This is a genomic window from Lawsonibacter asaccharolyticus, from assembly GCF_022453915.1.
Classification (GTDB): Bacteria; Bacillota; Clostridia; order Oscillospirales; family Oscillospiraceae; genus Lawsonibacter; species Lawsonibacter asaccharolyticus.
Map to the genome: position 1 here is coordinate 1,237,998 of NZ_CP091870.1, position 20,480 is coordinate 1,258,477.

The window sequence follows — 20,480 nt, forward strand, 5'->3', positions numbered from 1 at the left end:
TGCGCAAAAAAGGCGGCCTGCCCGACCTGGGGCAAGCCGCCGTTTGCGTCTTATCTTATGCTGATTTCGTTTCTTTCTCCGGCGCTGCCGGTTCAATTTTTGCCTCTCGCAAGGCTTTCTTCCGTGCGCCCTGCCTCTTGATCTGCGCCGCATAACGGCAATCGTCACCGCAATATTTCACATCTGACCTCGTTGTGGTAAACACCTTGCCGCAGTTTTCGCAGATACACTCCCGGCTGCGGCTCTCCGCCGCCTCCTGCCGGTAGAATTTCGCCCTGCAGTTGGGGCCGCAGAACAAGGTGTTCGTCCGCTTGGACGCAAATTCCTGCCCGCAGCACTTGCAGGTCAGCGTGACCGGAACACCTACGGTACGCTGGCCGGATTTCAGCTTCTGATACCGCTCCCGGCTGCGGATGCGTTCTTTCTTCAAGAACTCCTGTCGCTTGATTTCTTCTTCGGTCAGCTCTGTGACAGGCAGCTCAAACCGCCCGATGAACCGCAGGTAAATTTCTACCTCCTGCACCCGGTCGCCGTCGATCTTTTCCGGGGCGTGGACGATGATCTTCTCCACGAACTCATTGATCATAGGTGTGGTCAGCTCGGAGAAGTCCGTATACTTCTTTGCCAGCTCCAGAAATTGCTTGGCTCGGTCGGTGTCCTCGGTAAAAGCAGACATCTGCGTTTCCATTTCGGAGACAAATTCCATCAGTGCTTTCTGCTCCGCCTCATATTCTGCCAGCAGACTGTCAAACCGGTCGCCGGTGATGCGCCCGACGGCAAAGGATTCATAGAGCTTCTTGATGATGGTATCCAGCTCAGAAATCCGCTTTTTGTCCTTGTTCAGCCTCCGCTTGGTTTCCTTGGCCGCTTCTGCCTGCCGCAGCTGGGAGGCGGAGCGTACCTTCTCCAGAAAAGCGTCCCGGTCGGAGATGGCAAAGGTACTGGCAGCCCGGATGGTTTCCAGAATCAGCTCCCGTAGCACCTTGCTGCGGATATAGTGTCCGCTACAAGCGTAGGTGCGTTTCTGATGTGCCAGCGTATAGGTGGAGCAATCGTAAAAGTCCGACGGATAGGGATTATTCTCCGTGCCGCCTCTTGAGCGATGGTTCATCATCTTGGCTCCGCAGTCCGCACAGAATACAAGTCCCGTCAGGGGATTGGCCTCGCCCAGCGTGTCATGCCGTCGTGGTGTTTTCCGCAGCTTCTGCGCCAGCTCCCATGTTTCTGCATCCACGATGGCTTCGTGGGTGTTCTCGAAGATCAGCCATTCCTCCGGTGGATTCATCACCGCATTCTTATCCTTGTAGGACTGCTTGTGGGAACGGAAATTCACCGTATGCCCCATATACTCTGGCTTGGACAAAATCTGCCCGACGATATAGCCGCTCCAGTTATAGGGATTGGGGAACTCCTCCTTGCTTTTCCAGATCCCCTTGTTCTGCTTGCCGAAGTAGACCGCAGGCGTGTCGATCTTGTCATCAAACAGAATGCGGGCGATGTCGTAGGGGCCTTTGCCCTCGATGGTCAGCTGGAAGATACGCCGCACCACGGCAGCCGCCTCCTCGTCGATCAGCCAGTGGTATTTGTTCTCCGGGTCTTTCTTATAGCCATAGATGGCGCAGTTGGTGGTGGGCTTTCCGGATTCCCCTTTGACACGAATGGCGGTTTTCTGCTTGCGGCTCAGGTCACGAAGATACCATTCGTTCATGATATTGAGGAAGGGCGCAAATTCGTTGCTGTTCTGGTCGTCACTGTCCACGCCGTTGGCGATAGCCACAAAGTGGACACTGTGCTGCCGGAAGAACACCTCCGTGTAAAAGCCGGTTTGCAGGTAATCACGACCGGCCCGACTCATGTCCTTGACAATGACATGGGCCACCTTTCCGGCCTCAATGTCTGCCACCAGCTGCTTCCATGCGGGACGGTCAAAATTACCGCCGCTCCATCCGTCATCGGTATAGTGGCGGCAGTTGGCGTAGCCTCTCTGGTGGGCGTAGCTTTCGAGGTATTTTTTCTGATTCACGATGGAATTGCTGTCACCGGCATTGTCATCGTCACGGCTCAGCCGCTCATACAGAGCGGTAATCTTTTCCTCAGTCTGTTTCATGCGCATTCGGCGCTCCTTTCAGACTGACGGCTCATTTGTGGTGTTTCCATTATACCACAAGTGCCGTCGTTTGTAACCCCTTCATTGCGGATCATCCGCAGAATCTTTTCCTCCATGGTCTCCGCTGCCGTCTCGCTGAATGCGACCCTTACCTTGTAGGTGGTGCCGCCGATGCGCCGGATAATGAACTGTTCCTGTTGCGTTTGCTCCATAGGCTTCCTCCTTGCGTAATTTGTTGGTTTTTGGTATAATAAATTCGGTTCCGTTGGCTGTAAGCCAATCATGTCTTTGCGCTGGTTTTCCATACTCATTTCTCCTTTCTTTCCTCTGTGTTTTAAGAAAGTAATCTCAGTAGCTCGTGCTTAGATTACTCTTTCACTAATAGGAGAAAAACGAGGTGTAAATCGGAACTGTTTTTTGAGAAAAAGAAAAATATTTTTTCGGGAGGTGAAGCTGTCGTGGAACCATGGGAGGATGAACTGCTGTGGGATGAGGATTTTCCCGATGAGGAAGAAGATACCGAGAAGCAAATAGAGGAAGCCGACCTTGAAATGGATGAGGATAGCTTTGCCGATTGGGTGGACGCTTCTGACGGTGCGCCGGAGGATGAACGCTTGGAGGAGGCGCTGGCAGAGGAACGCACGCTGGAGCTGGAGAGTGAGCTGGAGCAGGACGAGTATCCCAGAGACTATGCCGCCGAGCTGGAGGACGAGGAGGAAGAAGCCGCGCCCACCAGCGAAAAACGGCTCAAGCGGGAAATTCGCGCAGAGGCTCTGCGGCGGCTGGAGGAAGCAGCGCGGACGGAATCCGATTTTCTGAGTGTTGTGGACGAATGGAACAAGCTGGACAGGAACCGGGAGCGCAGGGAGCGTGACCACGAAAACCTGCGCGGGGATGTGCCACTGGAGTTTCAGGCCGTGCCAGAGCCGAGAATTGCTCCCCTCTGGATGAATCTGCCAAGGTTCCGCCAGCTCTGTCAGGGAAATTTTCTCGACATCATCTTCTCCTGTCCCTACGAGCTGCATGAGCTGACAGCAAACCGTTTTCTCTCCAAGCTCTTCTTCACCCTCAGTGATGAACAGAAGGAGGTACTGTATTACCTGTTCGTCAAGCAATACAGCACCACAAGGCTTGCTGCCATCCGTGGGCAGTCCGACCGGAATATCCGAAAGCTGCGTATGACCATTCAGAAAAAGCTGCAAAGGCGGATGTATGAGCATCTGAGCGAAAAGCTGGAAAAGGACTACAGCATTACTCTGCGGGAGCGCGAGTTTGTAGAGGAATATGAAGCACTGCTGCAAACCATGGGCAAAGACGCCGTGATCCGCCGGGAAAACAAAACCAAACCGAGAAAGAAAAAAGCCGCCCTTGACGAAGCCAAGGACGGTTGATACAATAGTAATATGGTTAATATATAGTTGGATTACGAGCAGAGAGGAACAGTTCCATGAAGAATCTCTTTGAGCAGTCCCGTTCCCATTGGGTGCGGTATGACCGCTATGAACTGAAAACCGCCGTAGACGGCAAGCGGTATATCACACCGGGGAAGAATGCCAAACCCGACATTTATAACCCTCTGAAGGAAGTGCCGGGAATCGTGCTGGATGCGCTGAATGTGGGTATGCTGATGATGAACCGCAGTCCGGAGGACGAGGTGCAGAAGGCTATCTTAGAGTTTGTGACCCATTACGGCCTGCTGGGTCTGATGACGGCGCTGCCTACCACGCCGTCCTTTATGGACTATGAAAAGGTGTATCTGCCGAAAAACCACTTCATCAAGGCGGAGTCCATGGAAACCGAGGACTATCTTGCCCTGTTCTATCCATTTGACCAGTTGGATCTGGTCAAGAAGGGCATTGAGTCCAGTTGGAGTGTGTCCGGCGATAACATGATGGTGGCACTGACCATGACCTTTGCGAGTGAACCCATGGCAAAAACCATGAGCTTCCAGCGGGAGTATGCTGAAGCCTATGACTGGGTAGCACAGCAGTTCAAGGATTGGGCTTTCACCCTGACTACCTCCATTCTGTACTATAACGACTATGACCTCATCGACGAGGATACCCGGAATTTGTACCGCAAGGGCATGGCGGCCTTCGGCGGCATAGCGCCCAGCTACCATATCGAGCTGCTGGACAAGCCGACCATCTATTGGGACTTTCACTCCCTGCTGCTGGGCGTGCAGATGATGTTCAGCTTCATGCTGGTGGATGGGGAGAAGCCCCTGCGGTTGTGCAAGCATTGCCAGAAGGTGTTCCTGAGCAGCCGCTCCAATTCCGCATTTTGCAGTCCCCGGTGCAAAAATCAGTATAATGTCTATAAGAGCCGTGGGAAGAAAAACAGCGATGAAGATTGAGGTGAAACGACATGGCAGACGCCAAGAAGGATAAACTGCAAATCCGCAACAGCACAGTGGATTTCCTTGTGTTCACGAAAGATGCCCATGAGGATGGCATTGAGGTACGGGTACAGGATCACGACGTTTGGCTGACCCAAAAGGCCATTGCACGGCTTTTTGATGTAGACCGGAGCGTTGTGACAAAGCATCTGAAAAATGTATATGAAAGCGGTGAATTGTCCGAAGATGCAACTTGTGCAAATTTTGCACAAGTTGCGGATAACGGAAAAACCTATCACTATAAGTTCTACTCTCTGTCCGCCATCATAGCCGTAGGCTATCGGATCAATTCCGGCAGGGCCACGCAGTTCCGTCAGTGGGCAACCAAGGTGCTGGACACCTTCACCAAGCAGGGGTATGTGCTGGATAAGAGCAGGCTCATCAATGGGCAGATTTTTGATGAGGACTACTTCGACCACCTGATTTCCGAGATTCAGGAGATTCGGGCCAGCGAACGACGCTTCTATCAGAAAATTACGGATATTTACGCCACCGCGGTGGACTACTCTCTCGATAGCCAGACCACAAAGGATTTCTTTGCCACAGTTCAGAATAAGATGCACTATGCCGTCCATGGCGGCACAGCGGCAGAGGTCATTATGGCACGAGCCGATCACGCTAAGGAACACATGGGGCTGACCTCATGGAAAAATGCTCCTGACGGCAAGATTGTCAAGGCAGATGTGTCCGTTGCAAAAAATTACTTATCCATGGATGAAATGCAGGAGCTGAACGAAATCGTCACCATGTATCTGGACTACGCCACCCGGCAGGCCAGACGGCATATCCCTATGACCATGGCAGATTGGGCCTCCAAGCTGGACGCTTTTCTGCAATTCAACGATGCAGAGATTCTGCAAAATAAGGGAAAAGTCACCGCTGCCATTGCAAAAGCCTTTGCCGAAAGCGAGTTTGAGCAGTACCGTGTCATTCAGGATCGGCTGTATCAGAGCGACTTTGACCGTCTGGTAGCCAGCACGGAACAAAAGAACTAAAGTGTAAAAATGCCCGTTATCGGCCATGCAACCGATAACGGGCATTTGTCATTCATATACAAGCTCGGTCAAAACGATTTCCTCCGCGCGGCTGCGGATGCTGTTCATGCGGCGTACCCATTCCATTTGATCGGCAGCTTTGAGTGCTTCTGTTACGCCTTCCTGCTTCGCTATTGCAGATACGATGATTTCCATACGCTCGTTGCAGGCTTGGTCGATCTCGGCAAGGTGCCGATGCAGCGTTCCGCTTGTGAACAGGTTTGCGTAGAGAACAGGACGATGTTCTTTCAGATAGCTGCGGCGCATACGCCCATACTTGCCAATCTGGTATTCCGGTTCCTCTGGCAGCGCAAGGTTTGGAATGAGGTAATCCCCCTCCTGACGGTAAGTGCCGCCCATTTCTTCAAAGATGGATTTCATAAAAATCAGCTCCTTTTTGTGTTGATTTGCAGCGGTTATAAGGCTTTTTTACTCCTTTCCTACAACTGCTGTTCCATTCACCACAAATGAGCCGCAGTCATATGTATTAGGTGGGAGAAACCACCCTTTACATATTAACTCTTGGTTGTGGATGGAGTTGGACTCCCCCTGCCGCTCGTCCTCCTGACTGAGCCGGCCATAGAGGATATTATATTTTGGGCTTGCCATATTTTGTAACCTCCTTTTCCTGGGGCAAGCCGGTATGGGGCAGCAACAGTATACCCCGCCGGCTCCCCCAAGTCTACTGAAACATCAGGCGCTGTGGCCCTTTTCGGAAAACTCCGCGTCGATGAGGGAGAGCATCTTGTCCGTGGGCGTTGCTATGGCTTGGTTGGGAAATACAGAGGTCACATGAAACACCTTTCCACGGATGAGCATCTCCCGCCGGCACTCCATATTCTGCTCCTGCTGGTGATACTCTGTGTCACGAAATATCGTCATGACCTCCCCATCGCTCTGCTCCCGCAGTACGGCCATTTCCGGGTGGTAGCCGCCCAGAACGCCGGTGTCCCGATACTCCTCGTAATCTTTTTTCATATTCGCCTTTCTTCCCATATCAGGGAACGGTTGGCCTCAGCTCATGGTCTGCTGCCAAGTTGGTTCTTCCTCATGATCGTCCTCCTTGTGGCCAAGGGCGATCTTTTTCTCTCTCTCCCTGCGGAGGGCTTTTCTATCACCGTGCTGGTGTGTGGTGGCGTCCCTTACGGGATCAGCATCCGCACCGCGCTCCAGAGCGCGGCCAAGCCGGACCAGATCGTCCGCAAGACCACCATGCCCACCAGCGTGCCCAGCAAAATCAGGGCCAGCCAGATCAGGACGGACAGTGCCGTCTCCAAACTGGGCAGAGAAACAGAAAACTCTTTCTTCTTCCCAGCCCGTTTCAGCTCCGCCCTCATTTGGGCCACATCCCGCGCCAGCGCCTCCAGATGGGCCTGGGTGGGCAGCTGTCCCACCTGCCGGCCTAACCCCCGAAGCAGGGCCTCCTGTGCTGCAACGCTGGCCTCCAGGCGCTCCAGCCGGCCGCTGTTGGTGCTCTCCAGCCGGTACAGGGCCGTGAGTACCGCCAGCAGATTCTCCCTGTCCTGCCTCGTGGGTTCGGCTGGAGGCTTGGGCGGTACCTGAGACTGGGATCGGTTTAGCTGTTTCAATTCCTCCAGAGATAATTTCCGCCCGGATTCGAAATTCACGTCCCATGACCTCCTTGGTGTATTTTGTTTCGTGGAGCCGGTCATCCCGGCACTTCATACCGTTGGGTGTTGTGTAGGTAATGTTTTTCCAGCTGTCTGTCCACCGCACCTGGTACCCCTCACTCTCCATCAGAGAAATGAACTCGTCTTTGGTGGAAGCATACTTCATGCACTGGTCGATGGTGTCCATCAGTCGGAACTTCCAACTCTCGCCCTTGGCGGCGGAGCGGTATTCCCGGCTGCTCATGCGTTTTTGTTTCATCTGCTTTTGAGGTGGCGGCAGGATCTCCAGACCGTGGGCGGCACAGATCTCATCGCTGGCCAGCCGATGGGCCTGGAGGTCGGCGGCGCTCTGGTGGAGTTTCTTGCCGTTTTGGAAAGAGACGCTGCTGACGATCAGGTGGCTGTGCAGATGGTCGGTGTCGATGTGGGTGGCCACCAGCACTTCGAAGTTGGGAAACTCCCGCTGGACCAGCTCCAGAGCAATGGCGTGGGCCTCCTGGGGCGTCAGGTCATCCGTTTCCGCGAAGGACTGGACGAAGTGGTAGTACTGCCGCCCGTCCGTTTTCCGATACCGCTCCTTGGTGAGCCGCATCTCGGAGAGAGCGGACTGAGCGGTGCAGTTCCAGCCGGACACCAGCCGCTGCCCTTCCCACAGTGTCTTTTCGTCCTGCTGGGTGTATCGCAGCACACCGCCCAACGCGCCTCGGCCTCCGCCCCGGTTCTTGACGGCGGTGAAGGTGGCCATCTCGTCGACACCTCCTCCATATCATTCGCTTCCAGCCTTATCGGCTGAAAGCTCACTCATTCCGGGGTGTCTCCTCTCCCCACACGACCCGCTTTGCTGGGCTCGTGCGGGGGCCCCATTGCTTACCTCCCGCAGGAGCTGGTAGAGCTGTTCGCTGACTTGGGCGTAGCCCTCCGCCAGCCTGTCCCCGTATACTACGGTGATCTTCCCCATGTTGGCCAGGGTGGTGAGCTGGTTCAGGTTTCGTCCCTGGGCTTTCAGTTCGGACAGCACCTGATCCAGACCGTCCACCTGGACGATCTTCTTGCCCAGCCCACAGAGGCACAGGTAGTCGGTGACGGTCAGGCCCAGCTCCTGTGCCTTGGCCCGGATGCGCCCTTTGACTTGCGGCGTCACCCGCAGGGTGACGATTTTCGTTTTCTTTTCTCTCTGCATTTATCGTTCCTTTCTCCCCTTCAGGGGCCGGGGTTCGGGGCAGCGCCCCGGAACTGCGGCCGGCGTATAGCCGGACGCGATGCTTGCCCTCCCGAAAGGGAGGAATCTCCGTTATCGGTACCCACTCAGCGTCTTACCGGAACAGCTCCAGAAACTCGTCTACGGAGCTGACCGCTCCAGCCTGTTTCCAGTAGTGGTAGCGGAGCAGATCGCAGAGCGTGCGGAAATTTACTTCCGCCTGTTCCAGCAGGTTGTCCATTGCAAGGGCCTGCTGAAAAGCAGTCAAATCCGTCGGCTGTTCCGGGTGTTGGATGAAGGATCTCACTGTTTCCGTTGGAGGAATCTCCCTGTCATCCATAGACTGTTTCATCGTATCCATGACGGAGCGCATGGTTTCCGTCGTGCAGCGATCCGCCAGGGTATCCAAAAGAAATTTCAGATCTTTCTCCAACAGGTTCATTTGTTCGCTCTCCTCTCGTTGGAACTAACTGCATGGCTCCGTGACAGCTGTGACGGTTGTGACAACAAATCCGGCACTGGCTCCATATCGTTTTTCCCGTCACTGCCGTCATTGCTGTCACAGGCACGTGTCAACGCCAGCTCGCGTCGGTCACGAGTCCGCCTGTTCTGGAGGGCGATTCCCATGCGGGACAGCTCCTCTTGGCGGCGGAGCAGGTACTTCATCAGCACATTGGGACGCATTTTTTCTCTGCAATAGGGCTCCAGCGCCTCTGCCAGCTCCGTGGCGGTGCCGGTAAATTTCCGGCGCTCCGCGAGGAAAGCAGAGAGAGAAGCCAGGGTTTTGTCCTGTTCTTCTTCTGTGGATTCCCCGCTGGATACCAGCTTCCATACATGGGCGTCTTGGTCGAACTCCAGGGCCAACTCCTGGTACTCGATGTCCCGCCCGGTGCAGTAGAGAGTGGCGGCGCTGCCGCTCCTTTTTCCTTTCTTCAGTACCAGGTTGGTGTCCGTGGCGCCGCTGATGCCGGTGGTACCGGAGATCATGTTCATGGGGTCTTCATCGTTTAGTTTCCGCAGGTGGTGGATCAGCAGAATGGCGATGCGGTTCCGGTCTGCCAATTCCTTCAGTACACCCAGATCCCGGTAGTCGCTGGCGTAGGGATTTGCCTCGTTTCCCACAGCCCGGATGCGCTGGAGAGTGTCAATGACCACCAGCGCAGTATCTGGGTGTGCGCCAAGAAATCCCTCGATCTGCTCCTCCAGCCCGCTGTGCAGTTTCTCAGACACGGTGGCAAAGCACAAGTCTGCTGGGGCGTTGTCTGTGATGTCCAGCAGGCGGTTTTGGATGCGGGAATAGCTGTCTTCCAGGCAGAGGTAGAGGACGCCGCCCCGGAGAGTGGGGAAATTCCAGACCGGCTCTCCTTTGGCAACACACAGGCAGAGCCACAGAGCCAGCCAGGATTTTCCCACCTTCGGCGCTCCAGCCAGGATATGCAGGCCCTGGGGAAGCAGTTTGTCTACGACAAAGCGGATGGGCGGCAGGACGGTGCTTATCAGAGTTTCGCCGTCCAGATAGGTCAACGGGGTTGGATTCATGTTCGCCCTTCTTTCTTTTCTGAGTTTGTTTTAGGACAATCCCAACTGCGGCCATCAGCTGGTTTTCCGATTCGGAACCTTTGTCCTTCACCCATTAGGACACTCAGAAGCAGTTTGTAAACCAGAAAATAGAAAATCTTTGGAAAAAATTTTGCTCCCATCCAGTATGGACGAGAGCGGAGCTTATGAATAGCAAGCCCAGAGACAGAAAAAAGCTGGGGAGCCCTGTCATGTGACAGAGCTCCTCAGCTTTTCGTGGAGCCTTCTCAGCCGCTTTGATACCGCCATTTTCGAGATGCCGCAGAGCCTCCCGATCTCCTCCATGGTCAGCTCCTGACCATAGCGCAGGGCGATCAGGTTTTGCTCCTGGGCGTCCAATTTTTGGACAGCCTTTCGCAGAGTTTCAAGCTGGAGGGCCTGGATCGCAGTTTCTTCCACGGGAGGATCGGTGTTTCCAAGGCAGGACAGCACCGTTTCAAACTCACTTCTACTCAGATGCCTCTCGTCCCGCTTGTCCTGCGCCTGCTCCCGTTTCCGCTCCTGATCCAGAAATTCTGCAACCTCCTTTGGCACCGATACTGGCTCACCATTGTAGAGAACAACGACAGAGTCGTCCATTCGTGTCCTTTCCGCTCTCTACGGAAAGGTACACACCCACGCTGCCGGTACAGCGCCAAATACTGAAGACCTTCATGGATGTTCCCTTCGTTCAGGGTGGTTTTGGTGCCCTACGAGGCCCATGAATGCCTGAGGTTCACAGGGGTGTGAACCTCACCGGAAAGCTGCGAGTTTCGGCTTTCGCCTGTGTCCAGTATAGAACAAAAGTTCTTTTTGTCAATAAGAATACGAATACGATGGAATCTACAATGTAAATGGGCAAATTGGCTTTGTGCCCTGAATGAAATTCTCCTATAGGGTGGTAAAAATATAAAGGCAGAATAGAAAAAGATGATTCAATACTCGTGTGGTCCTTGACAATACATATAAGTTAGCATATACTAACTATTGCTCTTAATTAGCAGAAAGAAAACTTGTCCCGGCAGACAAAGAACAGGAGGGAGTTGGAATGAAACTGGCAGTAGCTTGGGGGCTGCTCGTCCCGCTTCTCGGCACCTCCCTGGGCGCCGCCTGCGTCTTTTTTCTGAAGAAGGGCCTGGGGGACCGGGTGCAGCGGGGGCTCACCGGCTTTGCCTCTGGCGTTATGGTGGCTGCATCCATCTGGAGCCTGCTGATCCCCGCCATGGAGCAGTCCGCTGGGGCGGGCGTCTGGGTCTTTCTGCCAGCGGTCATCGGCTTCTGGGCCGGTATCCTCTTCCTGCTGGGTCTGGATCACCTGATCCCCCACCTCCACCAGCGGAGCCAGCAGGCAGAGGGACCCCGCACCCGACTGGAGCGCTCCACCATGATGGTGCTGGCCGTCACCCTCCACAACATCCCAGAGGGGATGGCGGTGGGGGTGGTCTACGCGGGTTTCCTGGCGGGAGAAGGCCAGATCACGATGACAGCCGCGCTGGTCCTGTCCCTGGGCATCGCCATCCAGAACTTCCCCGAGGGGGCCATCATCTCCATGCCTCTGCGGGCGGAGGGGGTGGGCAAGGTCCGGGCCTTTGCGGGGGGTGTGCTCTCCGGTGCGGTGGAACCCCTGGGCGCCGGGCTGACCATCCTGGCCGCCGGGCTGGTGGTTCCAGCCTTGCCCTATCTGCTGAGTTTCGCCGCCGGCGCCATGCTTTATGTGGTGGTGGAGGAGCTGATCCCGGAGATGTCCCAGGGGGAGCACTCCAATGTGGGAACGCTGACCTTCGCCCTGGGCTTCACCCTGATGATGGCGCTGGACGTGGCACTGGGCTAAGCGAGACATCCAAAACGACCACTTTTTCATGCCTAATAGTTAGCGTGATCTAACCTTTTTGAATAGACAGGAGGAATAGACGATGTGGAAGTACACGGCCCAAGTAGACGGCATGATGTGCGGCATGTGCGAAAGCCATGTAAACGATGCGGTTCGGAAAGCATTTCCAGTGAAGAAAGTCACCTCCTCCCGGAGCAAAAAAGAGACCACGGTGATTGCAGAGACGGACCTGGACGAGGATGCCCTGCGTGCTGCCATTTCCGCCACCGGCTATGAGGTGGGGGAGATCCGGAAGGAGCCCTGGGAAAAGAAGGGGCTGTTCAGCTGGTAAAGAGCCGGGATGCAGACAGATGGAAAGGGGGCAGAATATTGCTGGCGGAATTTCTGGCAGACCGTGGAGATTGGACCCAGGTGATGCCCGGCGCCCGAGCCTGTCTGTTCTCTCTGGAGGAGGGGCCGCACCCATTACCCCTCCAGCTGGACCCCTTGCACTTTGAGACCCTGTTCTGCCTGGGGGGATCAGTGACCTTGACCCGGCGGGACGGAACCTTCCTGACCGCTGACGCCAGAAAGGTGTTGATTCTCACTGACCTCTCTGGGCTGACCAATGCCCGGGTGGACTCATCTCTGGCTGGCGTCCTGGTGGCGGTAGATGCCCGGGGTGCCCGAGAGAGCCTGGAAACTATCTGCAACCTGCTGGGCGGTCTGACCTTGGACACAAGCCGGGTGCGGCGATGGATGGCCAGCCGGGGTGGCTGCGCCGTGGAGGGTCCCACCAACTGGAGCCGGGCGGCTTTTGCCAACTTGGACCGTCTTCCCCAAAGCGAGCAGGCGCGCTGGTGCGTGTGGAAGTCGGTGGAACTGCTCTATCTGCTCTCCACCCAGGATGAACAGGAGACGTATACTATCCCGGGTTCGATGCCAAATCGGAATATTGTTCGGTCTCTGGCGGAGACCCGTCGGTACATGGAAGCGCATCTGGATGAGTCTCTCACCATCCCTGCCCTAAGCCGCCGGGCCTGTCTCTCCGCCACCACGTTTAAGGAGGCGTTCCGCCAACTGTATGGTCTGCCCGTTCACACTTGGCTGCGGCAGAGGCGGATGGAGCGGGCGGCAGAACTGCTGAACACGTCCGGATTAAATCTGGAAGGAGTGGCAAAAGCGGTGGGTTACAGCAGCGTCAGTCAATTTGCCGCCGCTTTCCGCCAACAATATGGAGTGACTCCGGGCCAATACCGAAAAAATGTCTGAATAGGCAGCTACTCGGCTGATTTGGCAATGCAGTTACACAGGGTGTCTGCTATAATACTTCAATACGCAAAGAGATATGTTTGTTTTCCAACAGGAGGATATCTTGATGAAACAGCATCGCTTCTGGGCCTGGGGCGCCGTGATCTGCATGGTCATGGTGATGATCACAGGCTACAAACGCAAATAAGTACATAGTAGAAAGGAAGAAACCACCATGATGAAACACTATGTCAGACTGGCCTGCTTCGTGGGCGGCGCCCTGTTTGGCTCCGCCGGCGTGAAGCTGCTCACCAGCAAGGACGCCAAGAAGGCCTATACCCACATCACCGCTGCCGGCCTGCGGATGAAGGATTGTGTAATGGAGACGGTTACCTCCGCCCAAGAGAACGCCGCCGACATTTTGGCCGCCGCCAAGGACATCAACGAGGCCCGGGCCGCCAAGGAAGCCGAGGCTCAGGTAGAGGGCCAGGAGGCCTGAAAAACTGCGGAAGGGAGCCGGTAAGCGGCTCCCTTTTTCCATGAGGAGAGATTTTTGATGAAAGCGACCATCGTACACGAGAGCCGAGGCCGGATGCGCCTGCGGCTGAGGCAGAAAAATATGTCCCTCCGCCAAGCAGACCTGCTGGAGACCTGGCTGAAGGCCCAGTCCTGGACCAAAGAGGCGGTCGTCCATGAGCGTACTTGCTGCGTCATTGTGACTTATGCGGGTGAGCGGGAAACCGTCCTCTCCGCTATCGGCGGCTTCACCTGGACCAAGGCAGAGGAGTCAGTTACCCTTCCCAGTCACAGTATCCGGGAACTGAACCGGGAATTTCAGGAGAAACTGGTGGGCAAGGTGCTGATGAAGGGGGCCGCCGCCCTGTTCCTGCCCGCTCCGCTGCGGGTTGCCCGGGTAATCTGGCATATGACGCCCTTTCTCCATAAGGGTTTTCGTTGCCTGAACCGAGGGAAAATCAAGGTGGAGCTGCTGGATGCCTTGTCCATCGGGATCTCTGTGGGCCGCCGGGACTTCGGCACTGCCGGTATGGTGATGTTCCTGCTGGAGATCGGCGAGCTGTTGGAGGACTGGACGAGGAAGAAGTCTGTGGCCGACCTGGCGGAAAGCCTGTCCCTCCATGTGGACCGGGTGTGGCTGAAAACTGAGGCCGGGGAGGTGCTTATCCCCATTGGCCAAATCAAACCCGGCGACCGGGTGGTGGTCCGGGCCGGGGGCGTCATCCCCCTGGACGGCGTGGTAGCGGAAGGAGAGATCACCGTCAATCAGGCCTCCCTCACTGGCGAGTCTGTCCCCGTGGCCAAACGGCCCGGCGGTGCGGTCTATGCCGGCACCGTGGTGGAAGAGGGTGAGTGCGTCCTGGAGGTGAAACAGGCCTCCGGCCAGGGCCGCTACGACCAGATTGTGGAGATGATCCAGCGGTCAGAGCAGATGAAGTCCGCCGCTGAGGCCAAGGCATCCAGTTTGGCGGATCGGCTGGTGCCCTATACCTTTGCCGGGAGCCTGCTGAGCCTGGCCCTCACCCGGAATGTGACCCGAGCCCTGTCGGTGCTGATGGTGGACTTTTCCTGCGCCCTGAAGCTGGCTATGCCTCTGGCGGTGCTCTCCGCCATGCGGGAGGCGGGACGGGAGCACATCACAGTCAAGGGAGGCAAATTCCTGGAGGCGGTTGCCCAGGCGGACACCATCGTCTTTGACAAGACCGGCACTCTCACCCACGCTTGCCCCCGGGTGGCGAGGATCGTCCCTTTCAACGGGAAGGAAGAAGCGGAGATGCTCCGCCTGGCTGCCTGCCTGGAAGAGCACTTCCCCCACTCCATGGCCAACGCCGTGGTGAAGGAGGCCCACCGCCGGGGGCTCACCCACGAGGAGCGCCACGCCAGGGTGGAATATTTGGTGGCCCACGGCATCGCCAGCTCGGTGGATGGGGAGCAGGTGCGCATCGGCAGCGCCCACTTCATCTTTGAGGACGAAAAGGTGACCATCCCGGAGGGCGAACAGGCCAAGTTCGACGCCATGCCCCCGGAGTATTCCCAACTCTATCTCGCAATCGAAGGAGTGCTTTCGGCCGTGATCTGTATCTCCGATCCCCTGCGGGAGGAGGCGAAGGACGTGCTTTCCGCCCTGCGGGGCTTGGGCGTGAAAAACGCCGTCATGCTCACCGGGGACAGCCCCCGCACCGCAGCCGCCATCGCGGCACAGCTGGGAGTTGACGATTTCCAGGCCGGAGTGCTTCCGGCGGACAAGGCGGACTATGTAGCCGCCCTCCGGCGGGAGGGTCACACTGTTCTCATGGTAGGGGACGGCATCAACGACTCCCCGGCCCTCTCCGAGGCGGACGCGGGCATCGCCATCAGCGACGGGGCGGCCATCGCCCGGGAGATCGCCGACATCACCATCGCTGCCGACAGCCTGTGGGAGCTGGTACGCCTGCGCCAGCTGGCCATGGCCCTGATGCACCGCATCCAGAACAATTACCGCTTCGTCATCGGCTTTAACGGAGTGCTCATCGGCCTTGGTGTGGCAGGCATTCTGCCTCCAGCCACCTCCGCCATGCTCCACAATCTGTCCACCTTGGGGGTGAGCCTCCACAGCATGAGCGCCCTGCCGGTGGCCGGGCGAGAGACAAAGGTAGTGAAGGATCTGTAAAGTTCGGAAGATCCCCGCATGAGCTTATTTTAATCATCGACTGAATGGAGGGCTGAATATGAAGAAGGAAATATTCTATCTAATCGGTGCTTTGGTCGGCGCGTTGCTGGTGCTGCTGGCGGTGCCCTTGGGAGACAATTACGCCTGGGCGTATCTGTCGGCCAATGGCGGCGGAATGGATACCCAGAGCTTTGTGCTGCTCATGCAGAGCGCGGTAACGGGTTTTCAGATCCTGGGCGGTGTTCTTTTGGGCCTCTTCGGCGCGGCGTATCTTTTCCGGCGCAAACCGTAAGCGACGATTTTATTCTCGAATGCCCCGGCGTGCAGTGGTACGCCGGGGTATTTTCATCGTGCGCCGTGGGAAAATTTTCTTCCACCTCTTGACAAATGAGCCGGACAGCTATACTATAACATTGTTATATAACAGTGCTATAAGGAGGCTGTCACAATGGAAGAGACCACCGCCACCCTGGAGAAGATCCAGGAAGCTGCGCTGGCGGAGTTCCTGGATAAAGGATTTCAGGGTGCCTCCCTGCGGCAGATCGTAAAGAACGCCGGAGTGACTACCGGGGCCTTTTACGGCTACTTCTCCAGCAAGGAGGCCCTGTTTAATGCCTTGGTGGAGCCCCACGCCGCCGCCCTCATGGGCAGGTTCATGGAGGCGCAGACTTCCTTTGCCGAGCTGCCCGAGGAGCAGCAGCCCGATCATATGGGGCTGGAGTCCAGTCAGTGTGTCCATTGGATGGTAGACTATATCTGCGACCACCGGGAGCCGGTGAAGTTGCTCCTCACCCGCTCGGAGGGCACCAGCTACGAGCACTTTGTCCACAACATGGTGGAGGTGGAGGTAGAATACACCCTCCAATACATAGAAGTGCTCCGCCGCCTGGGGAAGGACATTCCTATGCTGGACAAATCCCTGTGTCACATCATCGCCAGCGGGATGATGAGCGGCATCTTCGAGATCGTGATCCACGATATGCCCCGGGAACAGGCTTTGCGGGATGTGGATCAACTCCGCGATTTCTACACTGCCGGATGGCTGAAATTGATGGGGGCTTGACCCCTATCTTTTTTGGATATAAGTTAGCAATAACTAACTATTTTGACAAGGAGGGATCACTTTGAAGCAAAAGAAACCAAGCAGTCTGACCCGCATCCTGGGCTATGCGGGCGGGCACAAAAACCTGACGATCCTGGGCTGTGTCCTGTCCGCCCTGTCGGCGGTGCTGGGGCTGGCACCGTATCTGTGTGTCTGGCTGGTGGCCAGAAGCATACTGGCCGCCTGGCCCAGCCTGGACGGGGCCGGGGATCTGGGCCGTTTTGGCTGGATGGCGGTGTGGTTTGCCATTGGCAGCATCCTGCTGTACTTTGCCGCCCTTATGTCCACCCATATCGCCGCCTTCCGCACCGCCCGGAACATCCGGCGCGCCGCTATGACCCATGTGCTGAAGCTCCCCCTGGGCTTTTTTACCGGGAATCAATCGGGGCGGCTGCGCAAGCTCATCGACGACAACGCCGGGCTCACCGAGGACCTGCTGGCCCACAAGCTCCCCGACCTGGCCGCCACGGCGGTGACACCCATCGCTGCCATCGTCGTGCTGTTCCTCTTTGACTGGCGGATGGGCCTTCTGTGCCTGCTCACCATGGTGCTGGCTTTGCTGTCCATGTGCCTGATGATGGGCGGCAAAAATGCCGGCTTCTTCCACCGCTATCAAAAGGAGATCGAGCGCATGAGCGGCGAGGCGGTGGAGTATGTCCGGGGCATTCCGGTGGTAAAGATGTTCCAGCAGACGGTCTACTCCTTCAAGGCCTTCTACGCTGCCATTCAGGATTACAGCAACCTGGCCAGCCAGTACGCCATGAGCTGCCGGACAGGCCAGACCTGCTTCCTCACCTTCATCAACGGGGCCTTCGCCCTGCTGATCCCGGCAGCGCTGCTCATCGCCTCCGGCGGGGACGTGCGGACGGCGCTGGTGAACCTGATCTTCTACGCCCTGTTCGCTCCTGCCTGCGGCCAGATGATCAACCGCATCATGTATATGAGCGAGGCGGTGATGGAGGCCGACGAGGCCATCGGCCGTCTGGATGAGATCCTGAGCCAACAGCCCATGGAGGAGCCGAAGGTCCAAAAAAGGCCAGCCAGTGACGCCGTGGCCTTTGACCATGTGACCTTCACCTACCCCGGTGCGGACCGGCCCGCGCTGGAGGATGTGAGTTTTTCTGTCCGGCCCGGTGAAGTGGTGGCTCTGGTGGGACCCTCCGGCGGGGGCAAGACCACCGCCGCCAGCCTGATCCCCCGGTTCTGGGATGTGGACAGCGGCAGCGTCACCGTGGGCGGCGCGGACGTGCGGAAGCTGGACATCGCTGCCCTCATGGGGCAGGTGGCCTTTGTGTTTCAGGATACCCGGCTGTTCAAGGAGAGCTTGCTGGAAAATATCCGGGCTGCCCGGCCGGATGCCTCCCGGGAGGAGGTGCTTGCCGCCGCCCATGCCGCCCAGTGCGATGACATCCTGGAAAAACTGCCCCATGGGCTGGACACGGTGGTGGGAGCCAGGGGCGTTTACCTCTCCGGTGGGGAACAGCAGCGCATCGCCCTGGCCCGGGCCATTTTGAAGGACGCCCCTATCGTGGTGCTGGACGAGGCCACCGCCTTTGCCGACCCGGAGAATGAGCATCAGATCCAAAAGGCCTTTGAGACGCTGACCCGGAACAAAACAGTGCTGATGATCGCCCACCGGCTGTCCACGGTGCAGAACGCGGATAGCATCATCGTCTTAAACGAAGGAAAGATTGCGGAACAGGGCAGCCACAGTGCCCTATTGGAGAAAAACGGCGTCTACGCCGCCATGTGGGCGGACTATCAACGCAGCGCCCAGTGGAAGGTCGGAAAGGAGGCAGCGGTATGATAAAGAAATTACAGCACATCTTCGCCCTCAGCGAGAAGGGAGCCAAAGACCTGGTGAAGGCCGTGATTTGGTGCTTCGTGTGCAATCTGGCTCTTATGTTCCCCATCGGGGCAGTCCTGTTTACAATTCAACACCTGCTTGGCTGTCTGGAGGGCGGCGGCAGTCCCACGGACGGGTTCTGGCTCTATGTGGGCTTTGCCCTGGCGGTGCTGGTCCTACTGTTCGTCCTTCACTGGTTCCAGTACGCCTCCCTCTATATCGCCACCTACCGGGAGAGCGCAAACCGCCGGGTGAGCCTGGCGGAGACGCTGCGCAGGCTTCCCCTGTCCTTTTTCGGGAACCGGGATCTCAGCGACCTGACCTCCACCATGATCGCCGACTGCTCCAGCCTGGACCAGATGTTCTCCCACTATGTTCCCCAACTGTTTGCCTCCATCGGCTCCACGCTGGTGATCGGGGTGTGCATGTTCGCCTGCGACTGGCGCATGGCCCTGGCGGTGCTGTGGGTGGTGCCCGTGGCGGTTGCGCTGACGGCGGGCTCCAAAAAGATTCAGGATGCCTTCGGGACAAAAAACATCCTGAACAAGCGGGCGGTGGCCGACTGCATCCAGGAGGGGCTGGAGACCATCCGGGACATCAAGGCCTGCCACCGGCAGGAGCGGTATCTTGGCGACCTGGAGGCAAAGCTGGCCGCCATGGAAGGTAGTTCCATCCGGTCCGAGCTGGCCACCGGTGTGTTCGTGTGCTCCGCTCAAGCCTTCCTGCGGCTGGGACTTGCCACCACGGTGCTCACCGGCGGGGCACTGCTGCTGGCCGGGGAGCTCTCCTTCCTCTATTTCCTGGGCTTCCTCTTTGCCGCCGCCCGGCTGTACGATCCTCTGGGAGTGGTGCTCCAGAACATCGCCGCCACCTTCAACACCAAGCTGCAGATTGAACGGATGCGCTCCATCCTGGAGCAGCCGGTGCAGACGGGAACAGAGGACTTCCGTCCCGACCGCTACGACATCACCTTTGACCATGTCTCCTTTGCCTACCGGGAGGGTGCGGGAGTGCTTGACGATGTGAGCTTCACGGCCAAGCAGGGAGAAGTGACCGCTCTCATCGGCCCCTCCGGCGGCGGGAAGTCTACCGCCTGCAAGCTGGCCGCCCGGTTCTGGGACGTCACCGGCGGGAAGGTGCTTTTAGGTGGGACGGATGTGTCCACGGTAGACCCGGAGACCCTCCTGCGCTCCTACTCCATGGTGTTCCAGGATGTAGTGCTGTTCCGGGACACGGTGATGGAGAACATCCGTCTGGGCCGCCGGGGTGCCACTGACGAGGAGGTGCTGGAGGCCGCCAGGGCCGCCCAATGTGACGAATTTATCCGCAAACTGCCCCAGGGCTACCAGACGGTGATCGGGGAGAACGGCTCCACCCTTTCCGGCGGGGAGCGGCAGCGGATCTCCATCGCCCGGGCACTTCTAAAGGACGCGCCGGTGGTGCTGCTGGACGAGGCCACCGCCAGCCTGGACGTGGAGAACGAGAGTGCCGTCCAGACCGCCCTCTCCCGTCTGCTTCAAGGCAAGACAGTGCTGGTGATAGCCCACCGGATGCGCACCGTGGCGGGGGCCGACCACATCGTGGTGCTGGAGGACGGCCATGTGGTCCAGCAGGGCACCCCGGCGGAGCTGATGGAGCAGGGCGGCCTCTACCGCCGTATGGTGGAGCTTCAGAGCGAGAGCGCCCAGTGGCGGCTGTTGTGTAAGAAATAAAGCAGAACGACTGACGGGCGGCTCCCAATCATGGGTGCCATCCGTCAGCCGGTCTGTTTTCAATGATTTGCCCCATACATAGCATAAGCCCCATAGGTTCACATTGTGTACCTATGGGGCTTATGCCTTTGCAGATGCCTTTCTTTTTGGAGCCTGCCGCCCAGCTCCA

General features: G+C 57.4%; 22 protein-coding genes. 12 read left to right on the forward strand and 10 right to left on the reverse strand.

Going from position 1 to position 20,480, the window contains the following annotated elements:
• Nucleotides 1-55: 55 nt before the first annotated feature.
• The gene (locus L9O85_RS05845) at nucleotides 56-2,113 is read right to left on the reverse strand and encodes a recombinase family protein (RefSeq protein ID WP_301579871.1); all 2,058 of its coding nucleotides are present in this window, start codon (nucleotides 2,111-2,113) and stop codon (nucleotides 56-58) included.
• Nucleotides 2,104-2,412: a transposon-encoded TnpW family protein gene (locus tag L9O85_RS05850; RefSeq protein WP_301579872.1), complete on the reverse strand. Its 309-nt coding sequence runs from the start codon at nucleotides 2,410-2,412 to the stop codon at nucleotides 2,104-2,106. Before L9O85_RS05850 ends, L9O85_RS05845 begins: the two co-directional genes overlap by 10 nt.
• A 153-nt stretch (nucleotides 2,413-2,565) precedes the next feature.
• Here L9O85_RS05850 and L9O85_RS05855 point away from each other — a divergent pair, with 153 nt between their 5' ends.
• Genes L9O85_RS05855 through L9O85_RS05865 form a run of 3 tightly spaced genes read left to right on the forward strand, consistent with a single transcriptional unit; the run spans nucleotide 2,566 to nucleotide 5,500 of the window.
• Nucleotides 2,566-3,498 carry a sigma-70 family RNA polymerase sigma factor gene (locus L9O85_RS05855; RefSeq protein WP_301579874.1) on the forward strand — a complete coding sequence of 311 codons (933 nt, stop codon included), beginning with the start codon at nucleotides 2,566-2,568 and terminating at the stop codon, nucleotides 3,496-3,498.
• A gap of 56 nt (nucleotides 3,499-3,554) precedes the next feature.
• The gene (locus L9O85_RS05860) at nucleotides 3,555-4,463 is read left to right on the forward strand and encodes a hypothetical protein (protein WP_301579876.1); all 909 of its coding nucleotides are present in this window, start codon (nucleotides 3,555-3,557) and stop codon (nucleotides 4,461-4,463) included.
• 11 nt (nucleotides 4,464-4,474) lie between these two features.
• The gene (locus L9O85_RS05865; protein ID WP_301579878.1) at nucleotides 4,475-5,500 is read left to right on the forward strand and encodes a virulence RhuM family protein; all 1,026 of its coding nucleotides are present in this window, start codon (nucleotides 4,475-4,477) and stop codon (nucleotides 5,498-5,500) included.
• 48 nt (nucleotides 5,501-5,548) lie between these two features.
• On the opposite strand, the gene L9O85_RS05870 is transcribed toward L9O85_RS05865, so the two are convergent.
• From L9O85_RS05870 to L9O85_RS05905, 8 genes are all read right to left on the reverse strand, one after another.
• Nucleotides 5,549-5,920, reverse strand: coding sequence for a TnpV protein (locus tag L9O85_RS05870; RefSeq protein WP_301579879.1), 372 nt, complete (start codon nucleotides 5,918-5,920; stop codon nucleotides 5,549-5,551).
• Nucleotides 5,921-5,968: 48 nt separating this feature from the next.
• Nucleotides 5,969-6,148 (reverse strand): hypothetical protein, encoded by a 180-nt coding sequence (locus tag L9O85_RS05875; protein WP_301579881.1) that lies wholly within the window; start codon nucleotides 6,146-6,148, stop codon nucleotides 5,969-5,971.
• An 84-nt stretch (nucleotides 6,149-6,232) separates the two neighbouring features.
• A complete protein-coding gene (locus L9O85_RS05880; protein ID WP_119346889.1) occupies nucleotides 6,233-6,517 on the reverse strand; it encodes a hypothetical protein in 285 nt (94 codons plus the stop codon).
• Nucleotides 6,518-6,553: 36 nt separating this feature from the next.
• Nucleotides 6,554-7,915 (reverse strand): relaxase/mobilization nuclease domain-containing protein, encoded by a 1,362-nt coding sequence (locus L9O85_RS05885; protein WP_119346888.1) that lies wholly within the window; start codon nucleotides 7,913-7,915, stop codon nucleotides 6,554-6,556.
• 21 nt (nucleotides 7,916-7,936) lie between these two features.
• Nucleotides 7,937-8,350, reverse strand: a complete 414-nt coding sequence (locus L9O85_RS05890) for a plasmid mobilization protein (RefSeq protein WP_301579884.1) — start codon at nucleotides 8,348-8,350, stop codon at nucleotides 7,937-7,939.
• Between the two features lie 133 nt (nucleotides 8,351-8,483).
• Nucleotides 8,484-8,810 (reverse strand): hypothetical protein, encoded by a 327-nt coding sequence (locus L9O85_RS05895; RefSeq protein ID WP_301579885.1) that lies wholly within the window; start codon nucleotides 8,808-8,810, stop codon nucleotides 8,484-8,486.
• Nucleotides 8,807-9,907, reverse strand: a complete 1,101-nt coding sequence (locus tag L9O85_RS05900) for an AAA family ATPase (RefSeq protein WP_301579886.1) — start codon at nucleotides 9,905-9,907, stop codon at nucleotides 8,807-8,809. The genes L9O85_RS05895 and L9O85_RS05900 overlap by 4 nt, the downstream gene beginning before the upstream one ends.
• Nucleotides 9,908-10,135: 228 nt before the next feature.
• Entirely contained in the window at nucleotides 10,136-10,525 is a 390-nt protein-coding gene (locus L9O85_RS05905; RefSeq protein ID WP_119346886.1) for a sigma-70 family RNA polymerase sigma factor, read from the reverse strand.
• Nucleotides 10,526-10,973: 448 nt separating this feature from the next.
• Here L9O85_RS05905 and L9O85_RS05910 point away from each other — a divergent pair, with 448 nt between their 5' ends.
• From L9O85_RS05910 to L9O85_RS05950, 9 genes are all read left to right on the forward strand, one after another.
• Nucleotides 10,974-11,756, forward strand: a complete 783-nt coding sequence (locus L9O85_RS05910; protein ID WP_119346885.1) for a ZIP family metal transporter — start codon at nucleotides 10,974-10,976, stop codon at nucleotides 11,754-11,756.
• Nucleotides 11,757-11,838: 82 nt separating this feature from the next.
• Complete coding sequence (locus L9O85_RS05915; protein WP_119346884.1) at nucleotides 11,839-12,087, forward strand: heavy-metal-associated domain-containing protein; 249 nt, start codon at nucleotides 11,839-11,841, stop codon at nucleotides 12,085-12,087.
• Nucleotides 12,088-12,125: 38 nt separating this feature from the next.
• Complete coding sequence (locus L9O85_RS05920) at nucleotides 12,126-13,007, forward strand: helix-turn-helix domain-containing protein (protein WP_119346883.1); 882 nt, start codon at nucleotides 12,126-12,128, stop codon at nucleotides 13,005-13,007.
• Nucleotides 13,008-13,224: 217 nt separating this feature from the next.
• Complete coding sequence (locus L9O85_RS05925) at nucleotides 13,225-13,485, forward strand: DUF6110 family protein (RefSeq protein ID WP_119347799.1); 261 nt, start codon at nucleotides 13,225-13,227, stop codon at nucleotides 13,483-13,485.
• Nucleotides 13,486-13,542: 57 nt separating this feature from the next.
• On the forward strand, nucleotides 13,543-15,651 hold the full coding sequence (locus L9O85_RS05930; protein ID WP_119346882.1) for a heavy metal translocating P-type ATPase: 2,109 nt from the start codon (nucleotides 13,543-13,545) through the stop codon (nucleotides 15,649-15,651).
• A 58-nt stretch (nucleotides 15,652-15,709) separates the two neighbouring features.
• The gene (locus L9O85_RS05935) at nucleotides 15,710-15,943 is read left to right on the forward strand and encodes a hypothetical protein (protein WP_119346881.1); all 234 of its coding nucleotides are present in this window, start codon (nucleotides 15,710-15,712) and stop codon (nucleotides 15,941-15,943) included.
• Nucleotides 15,944-16,099: 156 nt separating this feature from the next.
• Nucleotides 16,100-16,714 carry a TetR/AcrR family transcriptional regulator gene (locus L9O85_RS05940; RefSeq protein ID WP_301579892.1) on the forward strand — a complete coding sequence of 205 codons (615 nt, stop codon included), beginning with the start codon at nucleotides 16,100-16,102 and terminating at the stop codon, nucleotides 16,712-16,714.
• A gap of 61 nt (nucleotides 16,715-16,775) precedes the next feature.
• On the forward strand, nucleotides 16,776-18,560 hold the full coding sequence (locus L9O85_RS05945; protein WP_119346879.1) for an ABC transporter ATP-binding protein: 1,785 nt from the start codon (nucleotides 16,776-16,778) through the stop codon (nucleotides 18,558-18,560).
• On the forward strand, nucleotides 18,557-20,311 hold the full coding sequence (locus L9O85_RS05950; RefSeq protein ID WP_119346878.1) for an ABC transporter ATP-binding protein: 1,755 nt from the start codon (nucleotides 18,557-18,559) through the stop codon (nucleotides 20,309-20,311). Before L9O85_RS05945 ends, L9O85_RS05950 begins: the two co-directional genes overlap by 4 nt.
• Nucleotides 20,312-20,480: the final 169 nt, after the last annotated feature.